Below are 20,589 nucleotides of genomic sequence, written 5' to 3' on the forward strand. Positions count from 1 at the left end.
CTGCGCTCAGGATGACAAGAAACTTGTGGGCGAGGCTACGCCGTCAGCCGCCCGGCAGCCGAACTCCTCAACCGGAGCAGCGCGCGCAGAGAGGCGGGCTTCACCGGCTTGTGCAGCAGCTCGACCTGCTGCGCCCGCGCCCGCAGACGCAAGGTCGGGTCGCGATCGGCGGTCACCAGGGCCGCCGGAACGGCGCGGCCCCAGGCCTCGCGCAACGCGACCACGGCGTCGAGCCCGTCGGCGCCTTCGTCCAAATGAAGATCGGCCAGCACGAGGTCGGGCAGGCGCCCTGCCCGCGCCACCGCGTCGAGCGCTTCGGACGGCGACGCCGCGGTCGCGACCTTGCAGCCCCAGCCTCCGAGCAGCACCGCCATCGCCTCGCGCACCCTCGCCTCGTTGTCGAGGCAGAGCACGAAGCTCTCGGCCTCGATCGACGGCAGGGGTTGCGGCGCCGGCGCCGCACTGGGCGCGGCCGCCACCGCCGCCACCCTCGGCACGGTGACCGAGAATGTCGAGCCGCGGCCCGGCGCCGAGGCGAGGCCCACGGGAAGATCGAGCATGCGCGCGATGCGGTCGACGATGGCGAGGCCGAGGCCCAGCCCCCGCTCCTCGCGCGGCCCCTCGTCCTCGGGCTGCAGCCGCACGAACTCGTCGAAGATCACGGCCTGCTTGTCGGGCGCAATGCCCGGCCCGTTGTCGCGCACCTCGATGCGCAACGAGTCGCCCACGCGGCGGCAGCCCAGCAGGACCCGCGCCGGCCTTCCCTCGCTCCGGCCGTAGCGCAGGGCGTTCGAAAGAAGGTTCTGCAGGATGCGGCGCAGGAAGGCCGGATCGGTGTCGACGAAGGCGCGCGTCGGCACGATCGCCAGCTCGACGCCGTGGCGCGCGGCCGTCGGCGCGAAGGCGGTGGCCAACGACTCGAACAGCGGCTGCAGCGCGAACGCCCGCTTCTCGGGCTTGAAGGCGCCGGCATCGAGCTTGGAGATGTCGAGCAGCGCGTCGAGCAGCGATTCGACGGCGCCCAGGCTCGCATCGATCTTGCCGCCGAGATCGTTGCGCGGATCGCGGTCGATCATCGCCGCCGTGAACAGCCGCGCGGCGTGCAGCGGCTGCAGCAGGTCGTGGCTGGCCGCCGCGATGAAGCGCGTCTTGCCGAGATTGGCCGCCTCGGCCTCGGCGCGGCTGGCTTCGAGCTCGGCGGTGCGCTCGGCCACGCGCTGCTCCAGCGTCTCGGCGGCGCGGCGCAGCTGGCCGTCGCTGTCGCGCAGCGCCTCGGCGGTGCGCACGCGGGCCGTCACGTCGTTGCAGGTGGCGACGAACCCGTCCTCGGGCAGCGGGTCGAGGCGCAGCTCGATCACGCGGCCGTCGCGGATGGCGATCTCGTGCGTCTGCGGCGACTCGGGCCGACGCAGCAGGGCCACGACATCCGGGGTGGCCCCGAACTCGCGCGGCGCGGCGCCGACCGCCACCGCATCGTCGTCGAGCGCCAGCAGCGCGGTGAAGCGGTCGTTGAAGATCTCCAGTCGCCCCTCGCGATCGAAGGCCGCGATGCCCATGCCGACATGGTCGAGCGTGTTGCGCAGGATCTCGTAATTGTAGCGGATCGCCTCGGACGCCTCGTCGATGATGGCGCGCGCGCTGCGCGTCAGCAGCCGCCCGCGCCGGACCGAGGCCGCCACGATGACGCGCGCCGAGGCGGCGCCCAGCGTGCCCGACAGCATGCGCTCGGTGCGCGCGAGCGCCGTCTCCATCGACAGCTCGCCCGACAGGAGTCGCGCCGCGCGCTCCACGCCGACGAAACGCGCCAGCAGTTGGCGCAGCTCTTCGATGCGGGCGGCGTCGGCCGGCGTACGCCGCGACGGCGGCGCTGGCTCGGCGCCTAGCACGAAGGCATCCGCCTGCTCGCGGTCGCGGCCGACCGGCCGCACCAGCAGGGAAACGCTGACCAGCAGCGCCGTGTTGACCGCGAGGCAGGCCAGGAAGCCCTGCAGCACCGGATCGAGGCTGGCCAGGGAGTCCGGCAGGTACGGCATGAATGGCGCCACCGGCCCGTCCCCTGCCCCCTGATGGAGTGTCGGCAGCAGGAGCGCGTAGAGCCAGACGACGAAGCCGCCTGTCAGGCCCGCCACGACGCCGAACCGGTGCGCGCGCTGCCAGTAGAGGCCGAGCACGAGGCCGGGCGCAAAGTTGGCGACGGCGCAGAAGGAGATGAGGCCGATCGAGGCGAGCGGCAGGTAGCCCGAGATGATGCGCTCGTAGGCGTAGCCCGCCATCAGGATCAGCACCACGGCGGCGCGGCGCACCAGCACCACCAGCGGGCCCATGTCGCGCACGACGCCGGCCTGGCGCCTCAGCAGGTAGGGCATCAGCAGCTCGTTGCCGATCATGCCCGACAGCGCCATGCAGGCCACGATCACCATCGAGGTCGCGGCTGAGAGACCGCCGATGAAGACGAAGGCCGACAGCCAGCTCTCGCCGCCGACCAGCGGCAGCTGCAGCACGTAGAGGTCGGGGCTGACGTTCGGCCCGAGCAGCAGCAGGCCGGCCGCCGCGATCGGGATGACGAAAAGGTTGATCAGCACGAGATAGGCCGGGAACAGCCAACGCGCCGTGCGCAGGCTGGCGGGATGATCGTGCTCGACGACAGCCACGTGGAACTGGCGCGGCAGGCAGAGGAAGGCCATGCCCGAGAGCAGCGACATCACCACCCAGGTGAGCGGCGAGGCCTCGCGCGTCAGCCGCTCGGCCACAGCTGGCGCCTCGGCCAGGCGCCCCACCATGTCGGCCGGCCCGTCGAACAGGAACCACACGACGAACGGTCCGACCGCCAGCAGCGCCAGCAGCTTCACCACCGATTCGAAGGCGATGGCCAGCATCATGCCGCGATGCTGCTCGGAGGCCTGCACGTTGCGCACCCCGAACAGGATAGTGAACAGCGCCATCAGCGCCGCCACGATCAGCGAGGTGTCGGCATGCACCACGCCCGGCGCCCCGCCGACCCACGGCGAGGGTGCTGCAATGGTGCGAAACGAGGAGGACACGGCCTGGAGCTGCAGCGCGATGTAGGGCAGCACGCCGACAGTCGCGAACAGGGTGGCGGTGACGCCGACGGCGCGGCTCTTGCCGTAGCGCGAGGCCAGGAAGTCGGCGATCGAGGTGACGTTGTGCTGCTTGGCCAGCCGCACCATCTTTCGCAGGATCGGGTAGCCCAGGGTCACGACCAGGACCGGGCCGGTATAGATCAGGACGAAGTCGATGCCCGAGGTCGCCGCCCGCCCGACCGCGCCGTAGAAGGTCCAGGAGGTGCAGTAGATGGCCAGCGACAGGCCGTAGACGACCGGCGCCACCGAATTCCGCGACCAGTCACGCGCATAGCGGTCGCCGAAATACGCCACGGCGAAGAGCAGCCCCAGATAGGCCAGCGACAGGGCCAGGACAGCCGGTTCCACCAGCATGCGTGCGCGTTTCTCCCCGGCGTCATTGAACCGTCTGGGCGGGGCCGCTACAAGCTCCGCACATCAAGGAATCAGCATGGCATCCTACCAGTACATCTACGTGATGAAGGGTCTGAACAAGACCTTTCCCGGCGGCAAGCAGGTCCTGAAGGACATCTGGCTGTCGTTCCTGCCCGGCGCCAAGATCGGCGTGCTCGGCCTCAATGGCTCGGGCAAGTCCACCCTGCTCAAGATCATGGCCGGGCGCGACGACAGCTTCACCGGCGAGGCCTGGGCAGCCGAGGGTGTGAAGGTCGGCCTGCTGGAGCAGGAGCCGGGCCTCGACCCCGCCAAGGATGTGCTGGGCAACGTCATGGATGGCGCCGGCGAGATGGCCAAGATGCTGGCGCGCTTCGAGGAGGTCTCCAACGCCTTCTCCGACCCCGACGCCGACATGGACAAGCTGATCGCCGAGCAGGGCGAGTTGCAGGAGAAGATCGACGCCGGCAACGGCTGGGACCTCGGCCGCACCGTCGAGATCGCCATGGACGCGCTACGCTGCCCGCCGTCCGACGCCAACGTCGAGAAGCTCTCGGGCGGTGAGAAGCGCCGCGTGGCGCTGTGCCGCCTGCTGCTCTCCAAGCCCGACATGCTGCTGCTCGACGAGCCGACCAACCATCTCGACGCCGAGTCGGTGGCCTGGCTGGAACGCCATCTCGCGGAGTTCCCGGGCACCGTCGTGGCCGTCACCCATGATCGCTACTTCCTCGACAATGTCGCCGGCTGGATCCTCGAACTTGACCGCGGCGCCGGCATCCCGTGGGAAGGCAACTACTCGTCCTGGCTGAAGCAGAAGGACAAGCGCCTCGAGCTGGAAGAGAAGACCGCCGACGCCCGCCGCCGCACCATGCAGCGCGAGCTCGAATGGATGGGCACCAGCCCGTCGGCCCGCCGCTCCAAGAGCAAGGCGCGTATTGCCGCCTACGAGCAGATGGTGGACGAGGACAGCCAGCAGACGCTCGACCGGGCGCAGATTGTCATCCCGGCCGGCCCGCGCCTGGGCGACCATGTCATCCGCGCCGAGGGCATTTCCAAGGGCTTCGGCGACCGGCTGCTGATCGACAACCTCACCTTCAACCTGCCGCCGGGCGGCATCGTCGGCGTCATCGGCCCCAATGGCGCCGGCAAGACCACGCTGTTCAAGATGATCACCGGCCTCGACAAGCCCGACACCGGCACCTTCTCGGTCGGCCCGACGGTGAAGCTGGGTTATGTCGACCAGAGCCGCGAGACGCTCGATCCCAACAAGAGCGTGTGGGAGGAGCTTTCGGGCGGCCTCGACATCATCAAGCTCGGCACCAAGGAAGTGTCCAGCCGCGCCTATTGCGGCTCGTTCAACTTCAAGGGCGCCGACCAGCAGAAGAAGGTCGGCCAGCTCTCGGGCGGCGAACGCAACCGCGTGAACCTCGCCAAGATGCTGAAGAGCGGCGCCAACGTGCTGCTGCTCGACGAGCCGACCAACGACCTCGACGTCGACACACTGCGCGCGCTCGAAGAGGCGCTGGTCGAGTTCGCCGGCTGCGCCGTCGTGATCTCGCATGATCGCTGGTTCCTCGACCGCACCGCCACCCACATGCTGGCCTTCGAGGGCGACAGCCATGTCGAGTGGTTCGAGGGCAACTATCAGGACTACGAACTCGACCGGCACCGCCGCCTCGGCACAGACGCCGACCAGCCGCACCGCATCAAGTACAAGCCACTGGTCCGCTAGGCCGGCGGGCGCAGGAACGGCGGCACGGCATGAACCCGCTCAACGAAGTCCAGTGGGGACACGACTGGGCGTGGGGCGTGCCGCTGATCGCGCTGACCTGCGTCATCCACATCCTCTGCCTGGCGGTCTTCACCGCCCGGGTCGACAAGGTGCTCGACACGATGCGGGACCGTGGCCGCCACGTTACCCTCACCTTCTCGCTGGTGATGGCGCTGGCGGTGACCCTGGTGACGACCCTGCACATCCTCGAAGGCGGCATCTGGGCGCTGGCCTTCCGCTACCTCGGCGCCATCCCCGACAACCGCTCCGCCATGCTCTACTCGCTGGGCGCGCTCACCACCTACGGCGACACCACCATCCACCTCGCCCACCAGTGGAAGATGCTGGGCGGGCTGGAAGCGGTGAACGGCATGCTGCTGTTCGGCCTGACGACGGCCTTCCTGTTCGCGATGATCCAGCGGGTGCTGCCGCCGGCGAAGCGGTGACAGGCCGTCGAAAACAGCGGGGTCCTGGCGAATAAACGAAACAAACGAAATAACCGAAATAAATGAAACGAATGTCGCACCCCTGGAATCCCAGGTCTGAGCGACCGTCGGCGCAACAATGTTGCGCGCCGACACTTCTGAAAAGCCTATTCCAACAGCCTGCTAGGCGGCTTCGCGTCGGCACAGGCACGACGCCCTCACCGGAAACTCGGTCCGCGCAGACGCCAGATCCAGCCGCGCCTTGATCAGCGGCGCCTCGACGGTTTCACCGCGCCGCGTCAGGCATTCGTGAAGGCCGTGCAGGCTCCAGACGTTTTCCGGATGCCAGCAGGCGCGGTTGGTTTTGCCGTCGAAGCCGAGGTCGGCGCGATAGACGGCTTCCGCCTCGGCGAGGTGGCCCCGCTCGAGCAGCAGCGCGCCCAGCGCATGACGGGTCGGCTGCATCCAGCCCCAGGGCTCGTCATAGGGCAGCGAATCGTCGAGTTCGACGGCGCGGCGCAGATGGGCGAAGGCGAGGTCGAAGTTGCCGCGGCGATATTCCAGCTCGCCGGTCAGCATCTCCTCGGCGATGGCCAGCAGGTCGACTATCGTGTTGTTGTGCAGGCGCCGGCTCTCTGGCACGCGCGCCTTGGCGGCGCGGAAGGCGGCGCGCGCCTGCTCGGCCTCTGCGATCTCGCCCAGCACCGAATGCGCCACGCCCTTGGCGTAGAGCGTCATCGCCGTGGTCGAGCAATAGAGGTCGGGATCCTTCGGCAGCTCCTGCGCGATGATCTCGCGCCACTTACCGAAGCGCACCAGCACGTGCTGCTTCATCGAAAGATAGCCCTCGACGAAGTCGGCCATCGGCGGCGATTGAATGCGCAGCAGCTCTTCCGGCGTGGTGTCGATCAGCTCCTGCGCGGCGGTGATGGCGGGCGTGTACTGGCCGAGGAACATGGCGCCGTAGACGATGAAGTGATGGTCGTGGCTGCGGTACATCGAATAGACGTTGAGGGCGCCCTCGCGCGCCAGGTACTTGCGGTCGACGACGACGGCCTTCTGGTTGTAGACGACGACGTCGCGATAGTTGCCGCACAGCACGTCGATATGGGTCGGCATGTGCACCAGGTGGCCGGAGTCCGGCACGAGGTCGCGCAGCCGGTCGCCGGCGCGCAGCGCGCGTTGCGGGAACGGCGACATCTCCATCAGATGGACATACAGGTGCAGCAGGCCGGGATGGTCCCAGCTCGCGGGGATGTCGCGAAAGGCGCTTTCCAGCACCTCGACCGCCTCTTCCGTGCCGGCGCCGGGCGTCGGCTGGCCGGTCTTGAGGTCCCACATCTGCCACGGCGTCTCGTTCATGATCGCCTCGGCGAACACGGAGCGCAGGTCGAGATCGTGCGGATGGGCGCGGAACAGCTTGCGCATCTCGACGGTGAATTCCTTGTCCCACGTCGTCTGGTCCTCGATCGCCTCGCGCTGCGGGTAGCGCGCCGGCAGCGCACGGATCAGCGCCTGCTCGACCGGCGAGGCATTGGGCGCGGCGGCGAGCGCGCGCTGCATGGCGTCGTACGAGGCTTCGAGCGCGCGCTTCTTGCCGGCCGGATCGTAGCGGTGCCAGGGGAGATTGTAGTTCGGCCCGGCAGCGTAGGAGATGCCCCAGTACGCCATGGCGCAGCCGGGATCGATCTCCAACGCCTTCTCGAAGCACTTGATCGCTTCGGCATGGTTGAAGCCGTAGAGCCAGTTCAGTCCGCGATCGAACCAGAGCTGCGTCTGCGGCGACGAGGTGGTGACGGTGCGCTTGTAGGCGCCGAGATCGTAATAGTCGTCCATGGTCCATGTCCCCCGCTGCGATCCGGGGCCATGGTGCCGTCGGGACCGGCCGGGCGGCAAGCCCGGCCGTTCTCCCTGCGGTGGAGCGCTCAGCGGCAGGGCGGTGCGCCGGTCCCCTGGGTCCGCCACTGCTTCAGGCAGTCGCTGTCGTCCTTCATCACCAGCGGCACGAACAGCAGCGATTGCTGGCCGGCGATGAGCTGCTGCTGGTTGATCCAGGTGCCCGGTGCCGGCACGCGCGTGCGATAGCGAACGACGCTTTCGCCGGCCGCCGCCGTCAGCGTCGGCGTATCGACGACCGGTTCGGGCCCGTAGATGCCGGCGGCCGTCGCATTGCCGACGCGGCGGCCGCCGCTCACCAGCCAGAGCTGGTTCTGCTTGGCCGAAGCATAGGGGAAGAAATCCGCGCGGCCGGTCGGCGGATCGTTGACGGCGAAGAGCTTGGCATCGATCTGCACCTTGAGCGGCTCCGGCCGTCCCGCCGGCGCGGCCAGGATGTCGGCGCGCAGGGCTCCGTAGAGGCCGCCGAGTTCCGGCACGCGCAGCTCGTCGCCGGTGGCGAGTCCGATGCGGCCGAGCGGCGTGTCGATCACGACCGGCTCGTCACCGGCGCTTGCCCAGGCCGCGGTCGCGGCCGACAGGTGCGTGGCGCGATAGCGGCCGAGCACGGTTCCCGTGGGCCCGGCCAGCACGACCGTATGATAGACCTTGTCGCCCTCGCGCTCGGGATAGGAGCCGGCCACGAAGCCGCTGCCGGCCTTGGCCGCCGCCGAGAGAGCCTGCTCGAAGGCACCCTCGCGCGCTTCGGCCTTGGCCTTGATGTCGGCGGCGGACAGGCCCGACGGCAGCGCGGAGAGTTCCGGCAGGACCAGCAGCTCGCCCGCTTCGGGACGCGCCGACGACAGCAGCGACGGTCCGTCGGCCCATTGCGCGGCCGACAGCGCGACGGAGCGGACCGACGTCGTGGCGTTGCCGTCGGTCGGGCTGCGATGCAGAGCCAGCAGCGGCACGTAGAGATCGGAACGGCGGCGGGCGAGCTGGGCGGTCCGCTCGGCATCGGCCTCCGCCGGGACGATGGTGGTCGCAAAGACGCCGGCGAGGCCGGGCGCCAGCGTTTCGGGCGGCACCACCGGCGCCTGCACCAGCTTCTCGCCCTTCGGCGACCAGATGCTCGAACCGCCATTGTAGTAGAGCTTGCCGCCCGTGATCGGGTTGGTCTCGATGCCGCTGCGCGTGGCACCCACGACCCACACGCCGTTCTGGGCGCTGAGGTACTGGACGTTGGACACGGTCGAGTGATTGCCGGTCGCCTCGGCGGGCGGCGTGCCCGGCATCACGCGATCCGACACAGAATGCCAGGCGATGATCTGGGCGCCGCGCAGTGCCGCCAGACGACCATATTGCCAGTAGGTGTCGTCGTAGCAGATCAGCAGCGCGATGCGGCCGATCGGTGTCTCGAACACCTCGACACCGGTCGTGCCTGGCGCGAACACCTTCTGGTCCTGCGGGTTCAGCCCGTTCTTGCGGTACTTGCCGATGATGCCGTTGGGCCCCAGCAGCACCGCGGTGTTGTAGGCGAGGCCGGTCGCGGCATCGCGCTCGGCAATGCCCACGCTCATGTACATGCCGGTGCGCTGGAGGACGGGCAAAAGCGCGGCCGTCGTCTTGCCGGGAATGGTATCGAGGAAGGGCGCGAGCTGCTTCGAGCCGCTGAACAGATAGCCGCTGACCGCGGTCTCGGGGAATACCGCGTAATTGACGTCCTGCCGCGCCACCTGCTCGGCCGCCTGGACGAGCCGCGCGACATTGCCGTCGAGATCGCCCCAGGCCGGCACGAAATCGATCGCCGCCACCTTGATTGGCTTCTGCCCCACCGGCGCCTGGGCCGAGGCTCCGGCCGCGAGCGACAGCCAGCCGGCGATACCCGCCAGGATGGCGAGTCCCCACGATTTCCAATTCATGTACGTTTCCCCCTGAAAGTCTTCGCAACATATTGCACCAGCGACGCAGCCTCCAGTGCCGCCGTGGGTTGATCGGACATGAGCAGCGAGAAGCGGATCGTCATCTGCGGCGGCGGCGCCATCGGCGCGGCCATCGCCTATTTCCTCAGCCGCCGCGGCGCCCGGCCGGTTGTGGTCGAGCGCCACGAGGTCGGCGGCGCGGCCTCTGGCAAGTCGGGCGGCTTCCTGGCACTCGACTGGTGCCGTGGGACGGCCATAGACCGGCTGGCGCGGCGCAGCTTTGCCCTGCATGCGAGCCTCGCCGAGGAGCTGGGCAATCCATGGGGCTACAGAAGGCTCACGACCTTTGCCGGACACGCCGCCGAGGGCCGGCGCGCGCACGGGGAGGCCGGGCGGCCGTGGCTGTCCTCCGACGTGACGCTGACGGGCCAGATCGGCTCGCCGCAGACGACGGCCCTCGTCGAGCCGCGCGCCTTCACCACCGGGTTGATGCGCGCCGCGGAGGCGAACGGCGCCGAGCTGCGCCACGGCATCGTCACGGGATTGATGAAGAGCGCGGCCGGCGCGATCGGCGGAGTCACGCTCGAGAGTGGCGAGACCGTCGAAGCCGATGGCGTGGTGATTGCGATGGGGCCGTGGTCGATCCTCGCCTCGCGCTGGCTGCCGCTCCCCGCCGTCTACGGCTTCAAGGGCCACAGTCTCGTCTTCCGCACCGGCGATGCGGTGCCGGCCGAAGCCCTGTTCCTCGAATACGAGGAGGCGAGTGGCGAGGCGCTGACACCCGAAATCTTCGCGCGGGCCGACGGCACGGTCTGGGCCTGCGCGGTTTCGAGCACCGCCTCGCTGCCGGTCGATCCAGCCGACATCACAGGCGACGCCGGCGCGCACGAACGGCTGGAGGCGCTGTGCCGCGCCATCTCCCCTGCCCTCGCCGCCGCGCCCATTGTCGCGCGCCAGGCCTGCTTCCGCCCCGTCACCGAGGATGGGCTGCCGCTGATCGGCGCCGTGCCCGGCATCGAGGGCGCCTGGGTCGCGACCGGTCACAGCGTCTGGGGCATGCTCAATGCCCCCGCGACCGGCGAGGCGATGGCCGAGCTGATTCTCGACGGCACGACGAGCCATGTCCCGCTGAGGCACTTCGATCCCCGCCGGCTCAAGGCTTTCGCGGGACGGCGCTAACCGTCCGGCCGGCTCGTCCAGCGGGGCGGCAGGAGCCTGGTGTTGAGGAGGAACGGCACGCTGTTGTGGCTCAGGCGAATCGCGCCGATGAACGGCAAATCGTAGGAGGCGTGGAAATAGATCTGCGAGCGCTGCACCACGCCGTAATCCTCGTTGAGCGGCGGCAGGCCGAACAGGGCACGGAACGGGCATTTGAAGGTCGCGGACTCGCCGGGCTTCAACTCGCCGGTCGAGCCCGCCGGGAAGCGCACATCAGTCGCCTCGATGAGGGTCGGTTCGCGCCCGGAGGCACGCACGTAATCGAGAACGCAGGCAAACTTCAGGCCCTTCATCGCAAACCACGGACTGGGATTCTCCGCCGTGAAGGTCGCGTCGAAGGGCGAGCCGGCTTTCTGCTCCTCCGAGGCATAGCTCGGTACCGGACGGATCGCCCATGCGCCGATCCCGATGCCCGCGATCACCACCATCACCGCCAGAAAGACGATGAGACTCTGCAGCGACTGCGCGCCGCTGTGCGCCATCATGCGCAGTTCCTGCTGCAGGGTCGTGGTCGGGGGCGGCAGCGGCCTCGGCGCGGGCGTCCGGGGCGCGGGTTTGCGCGCCCTTGCCTTCGTGCCGGACGCGGGCGGCCTGGGGCCGGAAGAAGGCGGTTTCGCGCCTGAAGAAGCGCTCTTCCGGGACTTGCTCGGGGTCTTCTTCTTCTGCGCCATCGTGCGAACACGTAGCGCGTCCGGCCAGCGCCATCCATCCCGCCACTGGTCGCAGGCGCGTCAGCCGAAAGCGATCTCCAGGGCGCGCCGCGTCGCCGCCGCGCCCTCGTATGCGACGTCGGTGGCCGGCCTCTCCCACTGCGCGGGATTTGGCGCCTCGTAGCTCACCCAGCCCTCATAGCCTTTCTCGCCGAGGAGCTGGAACAGCTCGCTCCAGCGCACCACGCCCTGCCCCGGCGGCAGCCGGTCGACCGGCGGCACGGCATTGGGCGGCGCGTCGGGCACGTCGCTGTACTGCACGTAGAAGATTTCCGCAGCCGGCACGTCCTCGAAGCCGCGTCCGGGACGACCGCCCCGCTGCAGGTGATAGGCATCTAGCAACAGGCCGACGCTTTTCTGTCCGGCCTTCGCGATCAACTCGCGCAGGATCTCGAGGCGGCTCACGATCGGATGCTGAAACTGGTATTCGAGCGCGAGCCGCAGCCCGTGGCGCGCCACGATCTCGCCGGCATGGCGAATGTTGTAAACGCCTTCTTCCAGCGACGCGGCGCCGGGTCCGATGCCGCTCATCACCGTCACGCAATCGAGCATGACCGCCCGCTCGCACGCCTCCTCCAGCGACGCGAACAGCCGCTCGCGATCTTGCCTGGCGGCAAAGGTCCAGCCGTACTCGCAGCCGACGGCGCTCACGGGAAGTCCATTGCTTTTGACGCAGCCCAGCACCTCGGTGTTCGACAGGCCGCGCTCCCGCGCCCGCATGAAGTCGACGCGACGCAATTCGACCGCGTCGAAACCGCCGGCCTTGGCGGCAGCCAGCGCCTCCTCGAACTGCGTCGTGTCGACCGTCCAGAGATGCAGCGCGAGACCGCGGAACTTGTGATGCATGAAGAATCCCCCCGCCCGATTATGGACGGCGGCGACAAACGCTCAAGCGGCCCGTCGAAGGTGTTTCTAGATACGGTGATCCATGTCGAGCGCCGGTTCCGGCACGTCGACGCAGCCGATGATGCGGGCGGGGACGCCGGCCGCCGTGCAGCCGGCTGGGACAGGATCGAGCACCACGCTGCCGGCCGCGATCTTGGCACAGGCGCCGATCTCGATATTGCCCAGCACCTTGGCGCCGGCGCCCAACAGCACGCCGCGGCGCACCTTGGGATGGCGGTCGCCGCGCTCCTTGCCGGTGCCGCCCAGGGTGACGCCGTGCAGCATGGAGACGCCGTCCTCGACGACGGCGGTCTCACCGATCACGACACCGGTGCCGTGGTCGATGAAGATACTCTTGCCGATCACCGCGCCGGGATGGATGTCGAGGGCGAACAGCGAACTCGACCGGCTCTGCAGGAAGTGGGCGAGCGTACGCCTGCCCTGCATCCACAGCCAGTGCGAGGCCCGGTAGGTCTGCAGCGCGTGATAGCCCTTGAACCAGAGCAGCGGGTCGAGATGGGACGTGCAGGCCGGGTCGCGGTCGGCGACCGCCACGATGTCGGCGCGGGCGGCGAGGCCGATGCCGGGATCGGCCGCAAGGGCCTCGTCGAAGGTCTGGCGGATGAGCGCGGCGGGCACCTCGGTCGTGCCCACGAGGCGCGCCAGGTGATAGCTCAGCGCATTCTCGAAGCGCGGCTGGCTCAGGATCGTTGCATGGAGGGTTCCGGCCAGCACGGGCTCGCTGGCGGCAGCCGCATGAGCTGCCTCGCGGATCCGGTCCCAGACCGGGTCGACCGAACGCAGCTCGGCCGGGTTCTTGGCAATCGCGCTGTCCATTGCGCTCTCCTCCGCTCCGCTTCCGCCCCCTGCGGCGCTCACGGAGCGCTCGCACGCCTCCCTGGTGGAAGACTACGCCGGGCGCCTCATGGGTGCAATCGAGCTACTGGGCGGCCCGGGCTTCGAGTTCCCTGACCAGCGGCTCGACCTTTCCGCCGTTGTTCTGGATGTAGGAATTGAAATCCGAACGTCTAGTCATGACCATGCTGACGCCCTCGACCTTGACGTCGGCGATGCGGTCGTTGCGGACTTCCCATTCGAGCTTGATGGGCTGCCCGGTCGTCTGGTTCAGCCGGCTGTCGACCATCGTCACGCCATTGGCGCGCGGCGTTACCTTGCCGATGGTCAGCGTCTGGCCGCCGTACTGGCCGAAGCGCTCGCTGTAGGCCTTGGCCTCGGCGGTGGCGACGGCCTTGAGGAAGCGCGTGCGCTCGCTCTCGGTCGCCTGGTTCCAGTGGGTGCCGAGCGCCGAGCGCGCCATGGCCGGCATGTCGAAGTTGGTCTGGAGAACGGCCAGGATCGCGGCCTGCCGGGCGGCGCCGGTCTTGGTCTTCACGATCTCGATGACCTGTTGCGCCGTGCTCTGCACGATCTGTGCGGGATCGGCGGCAAAGGCCGGCCCGGCAACGGGGACGGCCGCGAACATCGCGGCAGTGGCGGCAAGCTGCAACACGACACGACGAGAGGCGAGCTTCGACACCGTGCACTCCTATGACGAAATTTGGGGGAAGCGTTTTAGCGCGGACGGCGGATCAACGCACCCTCGCCCGGGCGCGTTGCCCTAGCGGACCAGTGCCAGGTTGTCGCGACGCTCCAGCTCTGCGCCCGCGCTGGTCTTCTCGCGCTTCTGACGGATCTGGTCGGCGCGGTTCTGCGTGTAGGCCGAGCGCAGCGCCGCGTAGTAGTCGACGCTGTTCTTCTCGAGATCGTCGAGCGCGAAGATGGTCCGCGACCGGTAGTCGACCGCGTTCATGCCGTAGCGGGCGATCTGCCAGACATCCCAGTCGACCGCCAAGTTGTAGGTGAGAATACGGAACGGATCGACCAGATAGTCCATCATCAGGCCGGTGGCGTCGCGCGCGTTGGACGGACCATAGGCGGGAAGCATCAGATAGAATCCGCCATTCTCCGGCTCGACACCCGCCCACAGGCCGATCGTCTTGCCGAAATCCTCCTTGGTGCGCTCGAGCCCGAAGCTCGATGCCACGTCGAAGATGCCGGCGACGCCGATGGTCGAATTCACGAGAAAGCGCGCCATGGTCGTGGCGGCGCGATTCGGAGCGCCCTGGAAGACCTCGTTGATGGCCGTGACCGGCTCGCCGAGATTGTCGAGCACGTTGCGGACACCGGTCTGCGCCCGGTCGGGCAGCAGGTCGCGATACATGACCGCCAGCGGCCGCAGCGCAATGATGTCGACGACGCGGTTGATCGAGAAGATGAAGCGGTTCGGGGTTTCCAGCGGATCCCACACCTCGGCCGTGCCGGTATCGCCGGAGGCGCAGCCTCCAAGCACCGTCCCGGCAAGGGCGACGGCGACAACCGAACGGCGAAGGCTGGCTGCAATGGCTTTCGTCACACCGAACATCAACGCCAACCCCGGATCATCCCGCTGGCCCGGGACGCCGGGCCACAAAGCGTGACGCGACGTTCATTCGTCGCATTGAAAGGATTGTTGCATACCGAGGCTGTAGTTTGAAGCGATTACGGGCACCGCCTTCGACGCTGTCGGTTTCTTGTGTTTCACGGTTCGCCATCGGTCCAATGCTATTGCATACATAAAGATATGCTTATATCATTCTTCCCATGGAGCACCTACTCACCCTGCTGCGGGCCGCTGCCGAAGACACCAGGCTGCGCATCCTGGCCTTGGCGGCGCGCGAGGACCTGACCGTCAGCGATTATGTGAATGTGCTGGGGCAGAGCCAGCCGCGCGTGTCGCGGCACCTGAAGCTGCTGGTCGAGGCGGGCCTGCTCGAGCGATTCCGCGAGGCGCAGTTCACGCGGTTCCGCCTGACCAATGGCGGCGAGGATGCTGCCCTGGTGCGTGAATTCGTGCGCCGGCTCGACCCCAAGCACCCCCGGATCGCGACCGACCGCGCCCGGCTGGACGCCGTCCAGCAGCGCCGCCAGACGGCAGCCGCCCGCTTCTTCCGCGACAATGCCCAGCGCTGGGACGAGCTGCGCGCGCTGCATGTCGCCGATCGCGAGATCGAGCGGGCGCTCAGCCATCACCTGCCACTCGGCGCCCGCCGGCTGCTCGATGTCGGCACCGGCACCGGCCGGCTGCTCGAGGTGCTGGCGCCCAAGGTCGAACAGGCCATCGGCGTCGACCAGAGCCGCGAGATGCTCGCGCTGGCCCGTGCCAATCTGGCGCGCGCCGGCATCGACAATGCCGACATCCGCCAGGGCGACATGTACGCCCTGCCCTTCGGGTCCGACAGTTTCGACGTCGTCACCATTCATCACGTGCTGCACTATGCCGACGATCCCGCCGCGGCGCTGGCCGAGGCCGCGCGCGTCGTGAAACCCGGCGGCTCGGTCCTGGTGGTCGACTTCTCGCCGCACGACCTCGTCGAGCTGAAGCGCGAGCATGCCCATGTCCATCTGGGCTTCGCCGACAACCAGGTGCAGGGCTGGCTGCGCAGCGCCGGCCTCACGCCGCTCGAACCGATCCACTTCCCCGGCCGCCGCCTGATGACGGGCATCTGGCGCGGCGAGCGCGAGCTACCGGCTCACACCGCCCCGCGGCCAGCCACCGTTTCCGCCCATGGAGAGTCACGATGAGCCCCGATACCGGTCCGATCGGCAGTCCCCTGAGCTCCACGGGGAGCGCGACCGAATTTCCCGCCCGCGCGCCGCAGCGGCTCGCCGTATCGTTCGAGTTCTCGCCGCCGCGGACCGATGCGGCCGAGCACACGCTGTGGGAGACAGTGAAGCGCCTGACCCCGCTCCATCCCTCGTTTTTCTCGGTGACCTACGGCGCCGGCGGCTCGACTCGGCAGCGCACCCACGACACGGTGGCGCGCCTCAAGAGCGAGACCGGCATCGATGCCGCCGCGCACCTCACCTGCGTCGCCGCCACCCAGGGCGAGATCGACGACATCGCGCGCGCCTACTGGGATGCCGGCATCCGTCACATCGTGGCCCTGCGCGGCGACCCGCCGGGCGGCATGGGCGGCCAGTACACGCCGCATCCCGGAGGCTATGCCAATGCGGCGGCGCTGGTCGCGGGCCTCAAGAAGATCGGCAACTTCCAGATCAGCGTCGCGGGCTATCCTGAGAAGCACCCCGCCTCGGCCGACGAGAAGGCCGATCTCGAGAACCTCAAGGCCAAGGTCGATGCCGGCGCCGACCGTTGCATCACCCAGTTCTTCTTCGAGGCCGAGGACTTCCTGCGCTTCCGCGACCGCGCGGCGGCAGCCGGCATCAACGTGCCGATCGTGCCCGGCATCATGCCGGTCTCCAACTTCTCAGCCGTCAATCGCATCGCCGGCCTCTGCGGCTCCAAGGTGCCGCCGTGGTTCTGCAACATGTTCGACGGGCTCGACGACGATCTCGAGACACGCCGCATGATCGCCGCCACCGTGGCTGGCGACCTCTGCCGCCGCCTGCGTGACGAGGGCGTGGAGCAGTTCCATTTCTATACGCTGAACCGGGCAGATCTCACCTTTGCGATCTGCCATCTGCTGGGAGTGCGCCCCCGATGACCCACGAGGAAAAGGCCGAGCAGCTGCGCGAGATCGGCTCGCAGCGCATCCTGATCAAGGACGGGCCCTATGGCTCGATGATCCAGAGCTACAAGCTCGACGAGGAAGGATTCCGCGGCGGCCGTACCTTCAACCACGACCAGAAGGGCAACAACGACCTCCTGAACCTGACGCGTCCCGACGTGGTGGGCGAGATCTGCAACGCCTATCTCGACGCCGGCGCCGACATCGTGGCGACCAACACGTTCAACTCGAACTCGATCAGCCTGTCCGACTACGGCATCACCGGGATGGCGCGCGAGATCAACGTCGCCGCGGCGAAGCTGACGCGCGCCTGCGCCGATGCCGCCACGGCGCGCGACCCGTCCAAGCCGCGCTTCGTGGCGGGCGCGCTGGGGCCGACCAACAAGACGCTTTCGGTGTCGCCCAAGGTCAGCGACCCGGGCTTCCGCGCCGTCACCTTCGACGAGGTGAAGGACATGTACCGCGAGCAGATCGACGGGCTGCTCGACGGTGGCGTCGACTTCATCCTGGTCGAGACGGTGTTCGATACGCTGAACGCCAAGGCCGCCCTCGTCGCGGTCGACGAGGCGGGCGAGGCACGCGGCGAGGTCCTTCCGGTGATGGTGTCGATGACGCTCACGGACCTGGCGGGCCGCAACCTCTCGGGCCAGACGGTCGAGGCCTTTTGGCACTCGGTGCGGCATGCCAAGCCGATCACCATGGGCCTGAACTGCAGCTTCGGCGCGACCGAGCTCCATCCCTACGTGCAGGCGTTGAACCCGCAGGTCGACAGCATGCTGTGCATCTATCCGAATGCCGGGCTGCCCAACGAGCTCGGCGCCTACGACGAGCCGCCGGAAATGACCGGCAAGCTGGTCAAGGGCTGGGCCGAGAACGGCTGGATCAATGTGGTCGGCGGCTGCTGCGGCACGACGCCCGCCCACATCAAGGCGATCGCCGAGGCGGTCAAAGGCATCACGCCGCGCACTTGGCATGTCCTGCCACCCGCGCTGCGTCTCAGTGGCATGGAACCGGCGAGTTTCTTCTAATGGCTCAGGATATCGATATCGACAGCAAGCCGGCGCCGCGTGCGATGTTCATCAACATCGGCGAGCGCACCAACGTCACCGGCTCGGCCCGCTTCAAGAAGCTGATCCTGGAGGGCGACTACACCGCCGCCATCGAGGTCGCGCGCCAGCAGGTCGAGAGCGGCGCGCAGATCATCGACATCAACATGGACGAGGGACTGCTCGACGCCGAGCTGGCGATGGACACGTTCCTGAAGCTGATCGCGGCAGAGCCCGACATCGCGCGAGTGCCGATCATGATCGACAGCTCCAAGTGGAGCGTGATCGAGGCCGGCCTCAAGTGCGTCGCCGGCAAGCCGATCGTGAACTCGATCTCCATGAAGGAAGGCATCGAGCCGTTCATCGCCCATGCCCGCAAGGTCCGCCGCTACGGCGCTGCGGTCGTGGTCATGGCCTTCGACGAGAAGGGCCAGGCCGACACCAAGGAGCGCAAGGTCGAGATCTGCGCCCGCGCCTACGACATCCTGGTGAACCAGGTGGGTTTCCCGGCCGAGGACATCATCTTCGATCCCAACGTCTTCGCGGTGGCCACCGGCATCGAGGAGCACAACAACTACGGCGTCGACTTCATCGAGGCGACGCGCGAGATCAAGAAGCGCTGCCCCGCCGCCAAGATTTCCGGCGGCGTGTCCAACCTGTCCTTCGCCTTCCGCGGCAACGAGCCGGTGCGCAAGGCGATGCACTCGGTGTTCCTCTACTATGCCATCCAGGCGGGCATGGACATGGGCATCGTCAATGCCGGCCAGCTCGAGGTCTACGACCAGATCCCGCAGGAACTCCGCGACGCCTGCGAGGACGTGATCCTCAACCGCAATCCCAACGCGACCGAGCGGTTGCTCGAGCTGGCACCCAAGTACAAGGGCACCGGCGAGGTTGCCGAGACGCAGGACGCCGAATGGCGCAGCTGGCCGGTCGAGAAGCGGCTGGAGCATGCGCTGGTCAAGGGCATGGACCAGTTCGTCGTCGCCGACACCGAGGAGGCGCGGCTGCAGATCGCGCGTCCGATCGAGGTGATCGAGGGCCCGCTGATGGCCGGCATGAACGTGGTCGGCGACCTGTTCGGCGCCGGCAAGATGTTCCTGCCGCAGGTGGTGAAGAGCGCGCGCGTCATGAAGAAGGCGGTGGCGCATCTCCTGCCCTACATCGAGGCGCAGAAGACGGCGGGCTCGCGGCCCAAGGGCAAGATCGTCATGGCGACGGTCAAGGGCGACGTCCACGATATCGGCAAGAACATCGTCGGCGTGGTCCTGCAGTGCAACAACTTCGAGGTCATCGACCTCGGCGTCATGGTGCCGTTCCAGGACATCCTGAAGAGCGCCAACGACAACAAGGCCGACATCATCGGCCTCTCCGGCCTGATCACGCCGTCGCTCGACGAGATGGTGACGGTGGCCGAGGAGATGACGCGGCAGGGCATGAACCTGCCGCTCCTGATCGGCGGCGCCACGACCTCCAAGGTCCACACGGCCCTTCGCATCGCACCGCGCTACAACGGCACGACCGTGCATGTGCTCGACGCCTCGCGCGCGGTCGGCGTCTGCTCGGCGCTGGTCTCGGAGTCGGGCTCGCAGGCCGAGGACTTCGCCATCAAGGTCGCCGCCGAATACGAGGCGATTCGCGTGGAGCGCGCGGGCGGCACCAAGGAGAAGGTGATCGCGCTCGAGGCGGCGCGCGCCAACGACTTCAAGATCGACTGGCCCGCCTACGCGGCGCCCAAGCCTGCCATTACGGGCACGCGCGTGTTCGCCGAATACCCGCTGCACGAGCTGGTCGAGCGCATCGACTGGACGCCGTTCTTCCGCGCCTGGGAGCTGGCCGGCAACTATCCGGCCATCCTCGAGGATCCCGTGGTCGGCGACAGCGCCAGGAAGCTCTATGCCGACGCGCGCAAGATGCTGGACCTGATCGTGCGCGAGAAGTGGCTGACGGCCAAAGGCGTGGTCGCCTTCTGGCCGTGCCGCCGCGAGGGCGACGACGTCGTGATCTACAGCGACGAGACGCGCACCAAGGAAATCTCGCGGCTCTTCTTCCTGCGCCAGCAGATCGAGAAGCGGGCGCCGCGCGCCAACATGTGCCTGGCCGACTTCGTCTCGCCCGAGGCTGACTGGATCGGCGGCTTTGCGGTCACCGCCGGCCACGGCATCGAGGAGCATCTCGCGCGCTTCAAGGCCGACCACGACGACTATTCGGACATCCTGCTGAAGGCGCTGGCCGACCGTCTCGCGGAAGCCTTCGCCGAGCGGCTGCATGAGCGCGTGCGCAAGACCTTGTGGGGCTACGTCCCGGAGGAGGCGCTCTCCAACGAGGAGCTGGTGCGCGAGAAGTATCGCGGCATCCGCCCGGCGCCGGGTTATCCCGCCTGCCCCGACCATAGCCAGAAGCCCGAACTGTTCCGGCTGCTCAATGCGGGGCAGAACGCCGGCATCCAGCTCACCGAGAGCTTCGCGATGATGCCGACCTCGGCGGTCTCGGGCTACTACTTCGCCCATCCCGAGGCTCAGTATTTCGGCGTCGCCCGCATCGGCAAGGACCAGGTCGAGGACTATGCCAGGCGCCGCGGCGTCTCGATCGAGCAGGCGGAGAAGTGGCTGCGACCGAACATCGGATACTAAGGCGGGATCGTTCTCCTCTCTTCCGATAGGGAGAGAGGAACATGAAAGCGGGCGAGGTCGAGA

13 protein-coding genes and 1 pseudogene are annotated in these 20,589 nt (G+C 68.2%); 6 read left to right on the forward strand and 8 right to left on the reverse strand.

The annotated features are described in order from the left end of the window. Positions 1-35: 35 nt before the first annotated feature. A complete protein-coding gene (locus ACQY78_RS10000) occupies positions 36-3,455 on the reverse strand; it encodes a NahK/ErcS family hybrid sensor histidine kinase/response regulator (RefSeq protein WP_428685155.1) in 3,420 nt (1,139 codons plus the stop codon). A 76-nt stretch (positions 3,456-3,531) separates the two neighbouring features. On the opposite strand from ACQY78_RS10000, the gene ettA reads away from it, so the two are divergent. Both ettA and ACQY78_RS10010 read left to right on the forward strand, forming a co-directional pair. Beyond that, a complete protein-coding gene (gene ettA / locus ACQY78_RS10005; RefSeq protein ID WP_428685157.1) occupies positions 3,532-5,205 on the forward strand; it encodes an energy-dependent translational throttle protein EttA in 1,674 nt (557 codons plus the stop codon). A 29-nt stretch (positions 5,206-5,234) separates the two neighbouring features. Next, entirely contained in the window at positions 5,235-5,690 is a 456-nt protein-coding gene (locus tag ACQY78_RS10010; RefSeq protein WP_425064295.1) for a hypothetical protein, read from the forward strand. A 162-nt stretch (positions 5,691-5,852) separates the two neighbouring features. Here ACQY78_RS10010 and ACQY78_RS10015 read toward each other — a convergent pair whose 3' ends face one another. Both ACQY78_RS10015 and ACQY78_RS10020 read right to left on the reverse strand, forming a co-directional pair. Then, complete coding sequence (locus ACQY78_RS10015) at positions 5,853-7,505, reverse strand: tetratricopeptide repeat protein (RefSeq protein ID WP_428685159.1); 1,653 nt, start codon at positions 7,503-7,505, stop codon at positions 5,853-5,855. A gap of 89 nt (positions 7,506-7,594) precedes the next feature. Then, positions 7,595-9,466, reverse strand: coding sequence for a nitrilase-related carbon-nitrogen hydrolase (locus tag ACQY78_RS10020; protein ID WP_428685161.1), 1,872 nt, complete (start codon positions 9,464-9,466; stop codon positions 7,595-7,597). A 78-nt stretch (positions 9,467-9,544) separates the two neighbouring features. Between ACQY78_RS10020 and ACQY78_RS10025 the strand changes: the two genes are divergently transcribed. After that, on the forward strand, positions 9,545-10,645 hold the full coding sequence (locus ACQY78_RS10025; RefSeq protein ID WP_428685163.1) for an NAD(P)/FAD-dependent oxidoreductase: 1,101 nt from the start codon (positions 9,545-9,547) through the stop codon (positions 10,643-10,645). Here ACQY78_RS10025 and ACQY78_RS10030 read toward each other — a convergent pair. From ACQY78_RS10030 to ACQY78_RS10050, 5 genes are all read right to left on the reverse strand, one after another. Further along, positions 10,642-11,169 carry a hypothetical protein gene (locus tag ACQY78_RS10030; protein WP_428685165.1) on the reverse strand — a complete coding sequence of 176 codons (528 nt, stop codon included), beginning with the start codon at positions 11,167-11,169 and terminating at the stop codon, positions 10,642-10,644. The two genes, ACQY78_RS10025 and ACQY78_RS10030, sit on opposite strands and share 4 nt — an antisense overlap. A gap of 246 nt (positions 11,170-11,415) precedes the next feature. Next, complete coding sequence (locus ACQY78_RS10035; RefSeq protein ID WP_428685167.1) at positions 11,416-12,240, reverse strand: sugar phosphate isomerase/epimerase family protein; 825 nt, start codon at positions 12,238-12,240, stop codon at positions 11,416-11,418. A 66-nt stretch (positions 12,241-12,306) separates the two neighbouring features. Then, positions 12,307-13,116, reverse strand: a complete 810-nt coding sequence (gene cysE / locus ACQY78_RS10040) for a serine O-acetyltransferase (RefSeq protein WP_428685169.1) — start codon at positions 13,114-13,116, stop codon at positions 12,307-12,309. Positions 13,117-13,219: 103 nt separating this feature from the next. Continuing rightward, entirely contained in the window at positions 13,220-13,816 is a 597-nt protein-coding gene (locus ACQY78_RS10045; protein WP_428685171.1) for an MlaC/ttg2D family ABC transporter substrate-binding protein, read from the reverse strand. Positions 13,817-13,897: 81 nt separating this feature from the next. Beyond that, positions 13,898-14,692, reverse strand: a complete 795-nt coding sequence (locus ACQY78_RS10050) for an MlaA family lipoprotein (protein WP_428685173.1) — start codon at positions 14,690-14,692, stop codon at positions 13,898-13,900. A 227-nt stretch (positions 14,693-14,919) separates the two neighbouring features. On the opposite strand from ACQY78_RS10050, the gene ACQY78_RS10055 reads away from it, so the two are divergent. The 3 genes and pseudogenes from ACQY78_RS10055 to metH all read left to right on the forward strand — a co-directional run bounded on the left by ACQY78_RS10055 (position 14,920) and on the right by metH (position 20,526). Continuing rightward, positions 14,920-15,900: an ArsR/SmtB family transcription factor gene (locus tag ACQY78_RS10055; RefSeq protein WP_428685175.1), complete on the forward strand. Its 981-nt coding sequence runs from the start codon at positions 14,920-14,922 to the stop codon at positions 15,898-15,900. Then, positions 15,897-16,823 carry a methylenetetrahydrofolate reductase [NAD(P)H] gene (gene metF, locus ACQY78_RS10060; RefSeq protein WP_428685178.1) on the forward strand — a complete coding sequence of 309 codons (927 nt, stop codon included), beginning with the start codon at positions 15,897-15,899 and terminating at the stop codon, positions 16,821-16,823. Before ACQY78_RS10055 ends, metF begins: the two co-directional genes overlap by 4 nt. Then, positions 16,820-20,526 (forward strand): annotated as a pseudogene (gene metH / locus ACQY78_RS10065) (methionine synthase). The gene metF and the pseudogene metH overlap by 4 nt, the downstream one beginning before the upstream one ends. Positions 20,527-20,589 lie beyond the last annotated feature (63 nt).

Origin of the sequence: Reyranella sp., assembly GCF_965279625.1 — a bacterium.
In the GTDB taxonomy this organism is placed as follows: Bacteria; Pseudomonadota; Alphaproteobacteria; order Reyranellales; family Reyranellaceae; genus Reyranella.